Here is a 12,383-nt window from a genome sequence, read left to right as displayed (position 1 = left end):
AGCTCACTCCGGCGGGATCTCCTTGAAGGTCAAGGAAATGTCGATCCCCTGCTTCATCCTTACCCTCTTGACGGACTCAAATATAGCGAGGGCTGCTATGGGCAGGCCTACTAATATTGACAAGTTGAGAACCTCGTTGCCTGAGAAGATCTCAGACCCGAAAGGAGCGTAGTAGACGCCGTAACCAATCAGAAGGATCGCAGGAAGAGCTAAACAGACTGCAGAGAGGGACCCCGCTATCACTAACTTCCTCCCCAGTTTCTCGTCAACCCCGTACATCCTTTTCCTTCCCAGCACTACTGCAGCTATAGCAGCTATGAAGTACTGGTACACGATGTATATCACGATGTCCGACAGGACTCCCACTGAGAACCCTTGATAGATCTCCAAGTAATCGAAGAACAGCGCAGCCAAAAACACGAAGAGGACGGAGTATACTGGGGTCCTAAGCCTTTCGCTCACCTTGGAGAAAAAGGATGGGGCTAGCCAATCGAAGGACATGGAGAACAAGGTTCTAGAGGGGATTGCGACGTTTAATATGGCGTAAAGTATGTACCACGTTATTGCAGAGAGCACCATTACCACTATCACGGTCGGGTTGCTCAAGAATGGTATTGCCACGTAGGAAAGTAGGGAGGTTGGGGCTATTGGGATGCCGTTTCCGCTGGAGGTAGTCCAACCGTTGACTCCCGTGTAGTCGTAGAACCCCTCCCCTATAACGTACTGTAGCCCAAAGACGAGAAGTATCGCCATCACTGCGGAAACTACGTAGGACACTATTTGCCCGTAGAACATGGACCTCTTGGGGCTCTTAACCTCCCCTCCAAAGAAGGTCGGCGCGTTGTTGTAGAGGTAAAGGAAAGAGGCTATTGCCGACATCAAGACTAAAGTCTGCAGAAGGTCGAACGGACCTACTTGTTCAGTCAAAGAGGAGTAAGTGGAACCTCCGTAGGAGGCAGAGACTGAGTTAAAGGCGCTGGCGTAGTCCCTCACGGAAAGGATTCCCACTATCATCACAGCAGTGCCCACTATTTGCACAGCCGTAAACCAAGTTACAACGGAGGCAAAGACCTTCGTCCTCAGCATAGACACCATGGAGGCAAAGGCAATTATGACTACCGTTAAGCCAAAGAAGATGGGAGAACTCTCATTGCTAAAGGAGAGGTTTTGGGCAAACGACACTAGTCCACTGTCGTGGAAAGTAACTCCCAAGATCTGTAGGGACGGCTCTAGAACCAATGGGAGCTCTAGTTGTGCTAGGATTGGGACGCCAACAGAGAAGACAAACAAGTTAGCTATAGCCTGGATCATCCCAATCCTAGGCCCCAGTATCCTAGAAATGTAAACGTAATCGCCTCCGCTCCTCGGAATAACGGTTGAGAGGTAATAGTAAAGGAAGGTCACTGGCAGCATTATAAACGCCCCGATAATCGTTGCGACTAGCCAGTTGGAGCCAAGGAGAACAGCCGCGAAACCCAGGGGATACGCCACGCCAGCTGCTGGCCCTAAAAACGAGAAGTTCATCGAAAAAGCGTCCTTAGCCCCTATTTCCCTGACTAATCCAGACGACTTTCTAACGAATCTAGTCATAAGGTAAAGCAAATTTCTGAATCAGTATATATACGTTTCCTGAGACTCCGTTAAAACTTTTCAACATCTAGGGCTTTGATGAACGGCATTATGGCTCTCTGTTTGGAAAAAGTCTGGAAACATTTTTATACAAGGTTGAACATGCAACATATATGGGTTTATTCAAACGAGGAGATAGTTCTAACAATATCGGAAAAATAAAAATACTTTTTACCACTGATCTCCATGGCTCGGAGACAGCGTTTAGGAAGTTCCTTAATGCTGGACTAATGCTTAAGGCGGACTTCTTAATCATAGGAGGAGATTTGGCAGGAAAGGCGCTGGTGCCGATAGTGGACATAGGAAACGGTAAGTACAGAGTCCTGGATAGAGAAGTGGGGAAAGAGGGATTGGGAGAGGTGATAAAGGGGTTCAAGAATGACGGCACTTACTACACGTTTGTAGACCAGAAAGGATATGAGCTACTGAACGAAGACAAGAGGTCGTTGGACGAGGCATTTGCCAAGGCCATTAACGAGAGGCTGATGGAGTGGGACTCAATAGCTGAGGAAAAACTAAAGGGGACAAGCGTGAAGGTATACGCAAACCTGGGCAACGATGACCCACTGAGCCTATTTGACGTCATAAAGTCTAGTCAAAGGTTCGTCAAGGTCGAGGAAGAGGTGATTAACTTAAACGGCTACGAGATGATCTCTTACGGCTACGTTAACCCCACCCCTTGGAACACGTTTAGGGAAATGAACGAGGAGGAGCTCTACTCAAAGCTCAAGTCATACGTGGGAAAGCTGGATAGACCGGAGCGCACGATACTCAACCTCCACGCTCCTCCCTACGGCACAAACTTAGATAACGCTCCCCTGCTCGACAACAACTTAAAGCCAGTGGTGAAGGGCGGAGACGTTGTGATGACCCACGTAGGCTCAAAGGCTATAAGGAAGGTAATTGAGGAGTACCAGCCCCTCTTGGGAATTCACGGACATATACACGAGTCAAGGGCCTTCGACAAGGTCGGGAAGACCTTAATAATTAACCCAGGGAGCGAGTACAGCAACGGGCTCCTTCACGCGTCCTATATACTAATTGAGGGCGACAAGGTCAAGGCCCACCAGTTCATAGTGGGCTAAGGCCTTCTTTTTACTTCCTCCCACTTCCCCTTGAAGAGCACGAACTTACCCTCTTTAGCGACCACTTTTCCCCTCCTTATGACGTAAAGGGGAGGTTCCATGAACCTTATCAAGTCAAGCACATCTTCAGCGTCTGTGACCAAGAGGTTCGCCTCGCTCCCTGTAGACAGCCCATACCCCTTGGCCCTCCAAGCCTTTGCGGGGTTGAAGGTTATCAAGTTGATCGACTCCTCCAGTTCGCCCTCCCCTGTTAACTGGTCTAGGTGAACGGCCATGAAGAGCGCCTGCAACATGTTCCCGCTACCCAAGGGGTACCAAGGGTCCATAATGCAGTCGAGCCCTAGGGCTACGTTGACGTTAAACTTCGTCATTTCCTTTACGGGCGCCATCCCCCTCCTCTTGGGGTAGCCATCCAGCCTCCCCTGCAGAACGGCGTTAATTAAGGGGTTTGGGACTACCGTTACGCCGGCCCTTGCGACTGCTGAAAGAAGCCTAAACCTGTAGGCGCTGTCCCAGCTGTGCATTGCGGTTACGTGGCCTGCTGTGACCCTCCACTGCCAGGCTTTCTCCAAGGTCTGCTTCACCACTTCTTCCAGGAACCTAGAGTTGGGGTCGTCGGTCTCGTCTATGTGGCCGTCCACGTCCCTGTCGTACTCCTTGGCAAGCTCGAAGGTGAACTTCACGGACTTGACCCCGTCATCCCTGGTGAGCTCATTGTGGGGGATTAGGCCAACGTTGTCAGCCCCCCTCTCCAAGGCCTTAACAAGAGCCTCGTCGTTTCCCTTGTCCGTAAAGATCCCATCTTGGGGGAAGGCGGTTATCTGCACGTTAGCTATCTCCCTTACCTCGTCCTTGACCTCCTTTATTGCCTCGAGGAGCTTGAGGGACTTCTCCGTAACGTCCACGTGAGTCCTTATCCAGAGTGTGCCGTATGAGACCATTAGTTTCACAGCAGTGATGGCGTTTTCCTTAACCTCTTCCTTAGTAAGCTTCTCCCTCATTTCCCTCCATATCCCTATCCCCTCCCAAAGGGTCCCGCTCCTGTTCCTAGCGTTGTGTCGCAAGTTAGAGAAGGCGCTGTCCAAGTGGAAGTGCATGTTGAAGTAGGGTGGAATCACCAACTTCTTGTCGGCGTCTATTACCTCGTCGTCCCCTCCGCAGTCTCCCAAACAAGTTATCTTCTCTCCTTCTACCTTTACGTCCACTACTCTCCCGTTAGGGAGCTTGGCGTTCCTTATGAGCAAAGGGGATAGCCCTCAGAGCCCGTAACTGGGTAGCCTCTTCTTCAGGAAGGGCCTCCTTATCCTCGCCTCCTCTATTTGCTCTTCCCTAACTTCTGCGTACAGGATCTCCTCCTTCTTTCCGGCCTTGCTTATGACCTCGCCCATGGGCGAGAGGATCATGGACTCGCCAAAGTACTCCTCCTCTTGATAGGGGTACTCCTTGCCTATTCTGTTTATTCCGGCTATGTACACCGTGTTGAAGACCGCGTGGGCCTTAAGTTCCAGTTCCCATATCTCCTTGAAGTAGGCCACAGACGGTATGAAGACCACATGGGCTCCCTTCACTGCCTCCGCCCTCACTGTCTCTGGAAAGTGTCTGTCGTGACAAATGACTACCCCAACCTTGATGCCCTCTAGGTCGAAGACTGGAAAGCCTAGGTCCCCTACCTTGAAGAAGTAGTACTCGTTGAAGAAGTTGTCCTGAGGCAAGTGGGTCTTCCTGTACTTTCCTACCACTTCACCCTTGGAGTTTATGACGAACGCTGTGTTGTAGAAGTAACCGTTGTCCTTCTCGAAGATGGGCACTATTAAGCTAAGTCCTCTATCCTTCGCCTTCTCCTTGAACTTGGAGATCGTCGGACCTCTCTCGTCCTCTGCTAGGGAGAAGTACTTGGGGTTTTGCTCGAACGGGAAGTACACTGTGCTGGAGAGCTCGTCTAAAGCTATTACCTTTGCCTTGTTGTCCGCAGCCTTGTCCACCAATTCAAGTTGCCTCTTCACGTTGTCCTCCTTGTCCCAGCTCATGTTGGTTTGAATTACGGCTATTTTTACCAAGTTAGCCACTAAAAGATTTAAAAAATAGGACAATTTTAACTTTAACTCCTGAGTTCTTCAAAAAAGTTTTTAAGAAGACCAATGACATCTTTAATAATGAGATGGAACCTCGTTTACGTAGATGACTTGGGAGGAGACTACAAGTACGTGGGGTTCAAGAGGTCAACCGAAGAGCACGCCAAGTTCTACATCTCGGGGAACTGCTATGCCGAAGACTACCTGCATAAGTACGCAGTTGATTACCTCTTTGGAGACGAGGGAGCTAAACTCCCTAAGGCCACTTTGTTGGCTAGGGAGAAGGCTCTTTACGAGGGCCACCCGCTGTGCGTGGCTGTGGCAGAAGAGAGGTACGAGGTAGAGGACAAGCTGGATCAAGTGGAGGTAGAGTACACCCCAGTTGAGGGACCACTTTACCCTGAAGTCGAGGACAACGTAATCTTATCCACCCGGTCTGATCCCCTAATTGACGGAGAAGGGGCAGACCTTGAGTTCTCGATGGAGTTAAGGATTGACAGAAGCTCCCCAGCGCCCATGGAGCCAAGGGTAGTTGCAGTGAGGCACTACGGAGACACCATAGTAGTCCACGCGTCCACGCAAGCTCCCACGGTAGCTAGGCTGTTGATAGCTAAGATGCTTGACGTACCGGCTCACAAGGTGAAGGTAGAGGTTCCTCAAGTTGGTGGAGGCTTCGGGGCAAAGCAGGACCTCTCCTACGAGGAGCTGGCAGTGGTGGCCCTAGCTTACGAGCTCGGGGAGAACTTGAAGTGGGTGGAGAATCGGTCGGAGCACGTACAGGGTTCTCAAGCTAGGGACCAAAGGCACAAGCTACTTGCAAAGTACACTAAGGACGGCAAGCTGGTCTACCTTTTCGACGAAATAACCTATGACTTAGGTGCATTTCCCCTCCCTTGGACTGGGTTCTCACCCCTCTTTGTGACCTTGGGTACTATGACCTCCCTTTACTCCTTCAACTTCTCCTACAACGCTAAGGTAGTGGTGTCCAATAAGCCTCCACAAGGTGCGTACAGGGGTTTCGGGCGCCCGGAGGCGGTGTTCGTGATGGAGAGGATCATGGAAGAGATCTCAAGGAGGACTGGGTTAGACCCAATAGAGGTGAGGAGGAGGAACTTGAGGAAGGACTTGGAAGACGTTGGAGACGTGGAGGGGGTGCTGAGAGTACTTGAGCAAAAGTACCGCGAGTACAAGGAGGAGTATGGCTCTGGGGTAGGCGTCTCCCTTTACGTACAGTACGCTGGGCCAAACTCCTACATAATGATAGAGAAGGAAAAGTCAAAGGTACCCGGCTACGACTGCGTCAGAGCCTTCCTTGACGTTGACGGGTGGCTAGTGATCAAGGTGACTGCAACAGATCAAGGGCAGAGAATGGGAGAGGCCATAAGGAAGCTCGTGTCAAGGAAGATAAAGTACGACAAGGTTAAGGTGGTACTAGGCGACAACGAGCTGAAGGGTTTTGGGGTCTGGGCTAGCAGGACTATGCTTACCATGGGCAACGCAGCCGTTCTCGCGGCAAGGAGGATAATGGAAAAGGTCGAGGAACTGGGAGGGTGGGAAAGCACTACTAGGACCATGTTGCTGGAGCCGTGGAAGGCGAGCAACTTAGCTGAGGAGGTGTGCTACGAGACCGACCACTTCGTTGGTACAATATCTGGGCAAGTGAGCGTTGTGAGCTTAAGGAACGGGAAAGCCAAGGTGGAGAAGCACTTCGTGGTGGCTGACGTTGGGGTAACGGGAGACGACGATATAGTCAAGGGACAGCTTATGGGAGGGGCCTTACAGGGGATAGGGGGATCCCTTTACGAGGACGTCAACGACGGTCTAGAGTACTCCGTCCCCACTGCAGTTGAGGCACCGAAGTTCGAGGTAGTCCTACTCCACACCCCATCTAAGACCCCTGCAGGAGTGAGGGGCGTTGGAGAGAACGGGCCCACAGGGGCGTACGCGTCAGTCTGCAACGCCCTCCTAGACCTGGACCTGGAGTGCAAGGAATTGCCGTTCAAGGTGGGAGAAGTTGATCTTTAAGGGGGCAAAGCTAATAACGAAGGACGGAGTGACTGAGGCTGAAGTCAAGGTAGAGGCGGGGAAAATTGCCAAGATCGCCAAGGACGTACCCGCTGTCGGGGACGAGGTAGAGGACCTCTCTGGGCTTTACTTGACCTATGGCGCAATTGACGGACATACTCACTTCAACTCAAGATTCCTGGGGGCAAAGGAGCCCATACCCACGGCCGACGACTACAAGACGGGGAGCGAGGTAGCCCTAGCTGGAGGGATAACCTCTTTCATCAACTTCTTCGAGTCCTCGGGCAACCCAGTCCTCTTTCTGTCGGAAGAGGTAGCCAACGCCTCAGTCAACTCCATGGCCGACTTCTCTTTCCACTTTATAGTGAAGAGGGAAGAGGAAATAAAGAGGATAAGGGACGTTTTCGCCATGGGGACAAAAAGCGTCAAGGTGTTCATGGCTTACGACAACATGAGGCTTAGCGACTTAAACATATTAAGGGTAATGGAGGAGGTAAAGGCCCTCGGAGGGGTAGTTGCTGTGCACGCTGAGAACGGCGACGTGATAGACTACCTACAGCAGAAGTACGAGAGCGAGGACCCCATATACCACGCTAAGACTAGGCCAACCGAGAGCGAGGTCGAGGCGGTAAACAGGTTCGCCACCTTAGCTTACTTGACCAAGGTAAAGTCCTACGTGGTTCACGTCTCTTCCCCTAGGTCCTTGGACGTGATAAACGAGTGGAGGAAGAGGGGGGCGGAGATATACGCGGAGACGTGCCCCCACTACTTGACGTTTAACGAGACTGCCTACTTGAGGAAAGACGGAAAGAGGTTCATCATGAGCCCCCCGCTGAGGAGCGAGGAGGAGAGAAAGGATATTGTGAAAAGGCTGAAGGAGTTCTACACCGTTGGCAGCGACTACTCAGGGTACCTAAGCAAGTACAAGGACGAGTCCAAGTCGTACAAAGACGTACCTAACGGCGTCGCGTCTACCGAGTTCCTAGTCCCAGTGCTGGCGTCTTTGATGGCTGAGGGCTACATAGACCCCCAAGCCTTCCACGCCTTGACCTCCGGTAACGCAGTTAAGCTCTACAACCTAAAGGAGAAGGGGCTAGAGGAGGGCAAGGACGCAGACTTTGTAGCAATTAAGCTAGAGGAGTGGGTAGTAAAGGAGTGGCACGGGAGGATGGACCACTCCATATACGATGGAGTGAAGTTCAAGGCCAAAGTGGCGAGGACGTACTTAAGGGGAGAGCTTGTGTACGAGGAGGGAGACGTCAAGGGGGGAAGGGGAAAATTGCTAGAGAGGTGATAGCATGATAATTTAGAGAGGTGATAGCATGATAATTAAGAACTTGAGGGGGGCAGTTAAGGCCATAAGGGTTGAGGGTGGTGGCTCCATTAACGCAGAGGGGAGGATAGCGTTACCTGCGTTTTACGACATGCACTTCCACCCCGAAAACGCCTTCACCTTGGAACTGACAGGGATAAACAACTCCTCCACCCTGTCTGAGGCAGTGGAGAAGTGGAGCAAACTGAGGGACTCGCTGACAGTTGAGGAAATAAAGGAAAGGATGAAGAAGGCGCTTCTCCTGGAGCTGTACAACGGGGTGACACACGTCAGGGTTCACGCGGACACCTGCTCTAGGAACCTTAAGTCGCTGAAGGCCGCAGTACTCCTCAAGGAGGAAATAGGCGAGCTAATGGACGTCCAAGTTGTGGCTTTCCCCGAGCAGGGGATACTGAAGTGCGAGAACGACTTCGCCTACGCGTCCCAGCTGGCAGACGTGGTTGGCGGAAAGCCTGAGGGAGAAGAGGACTTCTACGGTGCGGTTGCCCACATGGATTACGTTATGGAAATGGCAAAGAAGCTGGGAAAGACCCTCGACGTCCACGTGGACCAACAGGCTAAGAGGACTAGGTTCGCCGAGTACATGCTCTACAAGTCGCAAGTCCACTTGACCCTCTCACACCTTTCCTCCCTTCACTACGAGGACGAGCAGTACGTAAAGAGGATAATAAAGCTGATAAAGAGCAAGAACGCCACCGTCATAAGCGCTCCCCTGACTAACTTGTACTTGGCGGGAGATAGTGGTTACCCAAAGGGGAGGGGGATAACTAGGATAAGGGAAATGATGAGCGAGGGGGTAAACGTGTGCCTAGGCAACGACGACGTCCAGAACGTCTTCTATCCCTTTGGTGCAGGGGACATACTCCTCTCCCTGTTCATGGCCGTAAACCTGGAGCAGGCGTTTGACGTGGACGAGTGGATAAAGCTAGTGACGGTAAACGCAGAGAAGGAGTTCTCAAGGGTGTCAGTACCGGGGAAGGACTACGTAATCCTCGACGCCAAGTCAGTTAGGGAACAGCTCTCTACTCTAGCGCCGAGGTTTATGGTAATAAGGAAGGGGAGGGTGGTGGCCACGACAAACAGGGAGGCAAAGCTCGTAGTAGACGGCTCTACAATAGACCCAATATCCCTGCTTAGGTCTTTGACAAGCTAGACTAGGCCGAGCTCTTCAACCCTTCCCACCTTTTTTCTGAGCCAGTGCCTATATGCCACCAAGTGCTTATCCGCCTCGACGTGGGCCTCCCTAGTAACGTCTAAGTAGAACTCAGTGGGCTGGTTTTCCAAGATAACCTTGTCTTGGGCAAGGACTGTATCCTCGAACTCCCTTATCTTCTCTTCTGGGACTTCGAAGGCGTAGTTCATGGCTATCCACGCGAACACGGTTGTCCTTTCCTTACCTTCAGGCAGAAGGGCGAAGTACATGGAAAAGACCTTATCGCTGGAATCCTTCCTGAAGTGAAGTACAAGGGGGTCTAAGACCGTGTACGTGTAGGAAGTGTACTTTCCCTCCCCAGTGCCGTCAGGGTTAGGTTGCCACACTTGTATTCCCTCAGCTACCACCCTGTCGTCCAAGAGCTTAACGTTAAAGCTGGGTATCTTGGCGTAACTAGGGCTTCCCAAGTAGCCCTCGTGGACGAATGGGAAGTGGGAAACGTCGAGGAGGTTCTCGAAGACCCTAAAGGGGTTGGCGTTAAAGGAGTAGGGACCACACCTTATTTTCCTAAAGGACTGCTCGTCATACTCCGGGAACTCTGGGACGTCGTGTACCGGATTCCCTAGGGAGACCCAGACTATACTGTACTTCTCCTTAACCTGGTACTTCCTTAGTTTTACGTGACCTCTCGAGTTAGAGGAAGGGACGTAGACGCAGTCCCCGTTAAAGTTGAACTCCCAGCCGTGGTAGGAGCACTTGATCCTGTCGTCAAGTACCTTGCTCTTCGAGAGCTTGTAGCCCCTGTGAGGGCACCTATTCTGGAGAGCAACGTATCCTTCTTTGGCCTTTAGTACCAAGATTTCCTGGCCCAATAAGTTGACTTCCTTGACCGAGAACCCGGAATAGCCTACCGGGAACCAGTAGCCCTCGAGCCCCATAGCCTCTCATAAGATATCAGAAGGGGGAATTAAAATACTTAGACCTTTGATCCTTAGGCGTCGGCTTTAGCTAAGAGCTGGAGACACGTCAATAGACAGCTAATGCAACCAAAGATTGAAGCCCCTTAGTGAGAGTTTTACATTAACACGTATTGTGCAAAAACCTTTTCCCGTCTCTAGCGTTAAGACTGAGAACACTAAAACGCCTCGTCTACTCTAACGTTAGTCCTTACCTCCTTTGCCTTCCTTACCCCTTCCTCTGCTGCCTCTAAGTGCCTCCTCACGTCCTCCTCGGTGTGCTTAATTGACACGGTCCACTGCTCGTTAAACCCTCCCATTGGGATAACGCCGCGGGACAAAGACGTGTAGAAGTAGGTAAACCACTTTCCGAAGTCGAGGCCAATGAATTCCCTAGTATACTTAGGTCTACTTTGTCCAGTTCAACCATGATATAAATGCATAAGATTCGAGTATTTAAGGATAGTTTTGTAAATAGTACAATCTTACGAGCTAGCAAATGCCCATTAGGCAGGGAAAGCGAGAAGACTTTTTCGGTAAACTGCATAATTTACAGTTAAGACGCTGACAACCTTTTTTAACTCGTAACTCGAGACTAAACTTCATGGAAGGCGAAGTTATAAGGAAACACACGTTTAAGACGTGGGGCGTACAAAGAGGCTGGACTCCCCTAATCGTGACAAAAGCCAACGGGGTCCACTTCTACGACTCCTCCGGCAAGAAGTACTTGGACATGTCCTCCCAGCTAGTAAACGTCAACCTAGGCTACGGAAACGAGAGGGTGATAAACGCGATTAAGGAGCAACTGGACGAGCTACAGTACATTGGGCCCAGCTTTGGGGCGAAGGCCAAGGAGAAGGCAATAAATGCCCTCCTAGAGGTGATGCCCAAGAGCGTGAGGAAGTTCTTCTTCTCCACCTCCGGAACGGAGGCAAACGAGGCCGCGATAAAGGTGGTCAGGGCTTATAAGAGGCCCGCCTACAAGATACTGTCTAGGTATAGGTCGTACCACGGGGCTACCGAAGCCTCAGTATCCCTCACCGGGGACTACAGGAGGTGGCTCGCTGAGCCGAACGTAGACGGAGGAGTAGTGAGGATACCGGAGCCCTACTGCTTTAGGTGTCCACTTAAGCTCAAGTACCCAGAGTGTGGCCTCGCTTGCGCAAACTACGTGGACTACGTGATAAAGCAGGAACATAACGTAGCTGGGATTATAGTGGAGCCAATAACTGGAACGAACGGCGTCGTAGTCCCTCCTAGCGAGTACCTCCCCACTTTGAGGAAGATAGCCAAGGAGAACGATGTGGTCTTCATAGCCGACGAGGTAATGACTGGGTGGGGGAGGACTGGGGAGTGGTTTGCCGTGAACTTGTGGGGGGTAGAGCCAGACGTGCTGACTACAGCAAAAGGGGCGTCTGCCTCCTACGTCCCCATAGGGGTCACGGCATTCAGCGATGAAATAGGGAAGTTCTTCGAGGAAAGAGTGTTCCCCCACGGTCACACCTTTGAGGCCCACCCAGTCTCCCTCTCCGCAATACCAGCTGTAGTAGAGGAGTACAAGAGGTTGAACTTGTTGAAGCACGTGAAAAAGGTGGGGAAGTACTTGGGAGAGAGGCTCATGGAGCTCAAGGAGAGGCACCCGAGCGTGGGAGACGTGAGGGGAGCAGGGCTCTTCTGGGCAATAGAGCTGGTCAAGGACCACAGGAAGACCCCGTTTGGTAGCTACGAGGACAGGGCCGTTGGGGAGGCAACTTTCGTTGACCTCCTGGCAAAAAGGCTGATGGAGAGGGGAGTATACGTCTTTAACGGGCCCTCTTGGTTCGTCATATCCCCTCCCCTGATAATAAAGGAGGAGGAGATAGACGAGGGAGTAGAGCGCATAGACGAGGTGCTAAAGGAGGCGGACGAAAAGTTCGAGGGCTAGGGCCCCCTGCAAGTTCCTTTGCACTTAGTCTGACCTACTCCCAGCCCTGCGAGGGTTCTGCCTAGGTCTTGAGCGTTACTCCCCTTTATGGGAGTTACTCCGTGATGTGAAGAGAAAGGAAAGAGCCAAAGCGTTGACAATCTTCTTCACTCCTAGTTTCACAATGTTTAACGCACTGTTGACGTCGCTGTGAAGTTTACGGCCAA

General features: G+C 51.5%; 9 protein-coding genes. 5 read left to right on the top strand and 4 right to left on the bottom strand.

Annotated features, from left to right (window positions below):
* Positions 1–3: 3 nt before the first annotated feature.
* Positions 4–1,590: an APC family permease gene (locus MPF33_10285; GenBank protein MCI2415608.1), complete on the bottom strand. Its 1,587-nt coding sequence runs from the start codon at positions 1,588–1,590 to the stop codon at positions 4–6.
* Positions 1,591–1,742: 152 nt separating this feature from the next.
* Here MPF33_10285 and MPF33_10280 point away from each other — a divergent pair, with 152 nt between their 5' ends.
* The gene (locus tag MPF33_10280) at positions 1,743–2,714 is read left to right on the top strand and encodes a metallophosphoesterase (protein MCI2415607.1); all 972 of its coding nucleotides are present in this window, start codon (positions 1,743–1,745) and stop codon (positions 2,712–2,714) included.
* Here MPF33_10280 and MPF33_10275 read toward each other — a convergent pair.
* Both MPF33_10275 and MPF33_10270 read right to left on the bottom strand, forming a co-directional pair.
* On the bottom strand, positions 2,711–3,958 hold the full coding sequence (locus MPF33_10275; GenBank protein ID MCI2415606.1) for an amidohydrolase family protein: 1,248 nt from the start codon (positions 3,956–3,958) through the stop codon (positions 2,711–2,713). The two genes, MPF33_10280 and MPF33_10275, sit on opposite strands and share 4 nt — an antisense overlap.
* A gap of 12 nt (positions 3,959–3,970) precedes the next feature.
* A complete protein-coding gene (locus MPF33_10270; GenBank protein MCI2415605.1) occupies positions 3,971–4,780 on the bottom strand; it encodes a carbon-nitrogen hydrolase family protein in 810 nt (269 codons plus the stop codon).
* An 87-nt stretch (positions 4,781–4,867) separates the two neighbouring features.
* Between MPF33_10270 and MPF33_10265 the strand changes: the two genes are divergently transcribed.
* From MPF33_10265 to MPF33_10255, 3 genes are read left to right on the top strand one after another with little or no spacing between them, the layout of a single operon-like run.
* Positions 4,868–6,811 carry a molybdopterin-dependent oxidoreductase gene (locus MPF33_10265; GenBank protein MCI2415604.1) on the top strand — a complete coding sequence of 648 codons (1,944 nt, stop codon included), beginning with the start codon at positions 4,868–4,870 and terminating at the stop codon, positions 6,809–6,811.
* Entirely contained in the window at positions 6,801–8,105 is a 1,305-nt protein-coding gene (locus MPF33_10260; GenBank protein MCI2415603.1) for an amidohydrolase family protein, read from the top strand. Before MPF33_10265 ends, MPF33_10260 begins: the two co-directional genes overlap by 11 nt.
* Before the next feature lie 28 nt (positions 8,106–8,133).
* Positions 8,134–9,297, top strand: a complete 1,164-nt coding sequence (locus MPF33_10255; protein ID MCI2415602.1) for an amidohydrolase family protein — start codon at positions 8,134–8,136, stop codon at positions 9,295–9,297.
* Here the strand turns inward: MPF33_10255 and MPF33_10250 are convergent.
* Positions 9,294–10,235 carry an aromatic ring-hydroxylating dioxygenase subunit alpha gene (locus tag MPF33_10250; GenBank protein ID MCI2415601.1) on the bottom strand — a complete coding sequence of 314 codons (942 nt, stop codon included), beginning with the start codon at positions 10,233–10,235 and terminating at the stop codon, positions 9,294–9,296. The genes MPF33_10255 and MPF33_10250 overlap by 4 nt on opposite strands.
* A gap of 622 nt (positions 10,236–10,857) precedes the next feature.
* Between MPF33_10250 and MPF33_10245 the strand changes: the two genes are divergently transcribed.
* Positions 10,858–12,177: an aspartate aminotransferase family protein gene (locus MPF33_10245; GenBank protein MCI2415600.1), complete on the top strand. Its 1,320-nt coding sequence runs from the start codon at positions 10,858–10,860 to the stop codon at positions 12,175–12,177.
* Positions 12,178–12,383 lie beyond the last annotated feature (206 nt).

Source organism: Candidatus Aramenus sp. CH1, assembly GCA_022678445.1.
Classification (GTDB): domain Archaea; phylum Thermoproteota; class Thermoprotei_A; order Sulfolobales; family Sulfolobaceae; genus Aramenus.
Note: the sequence above shows the minus strand (reverse complement) of the source record. Positions and strands in the feature narration are given on the sequence as shown.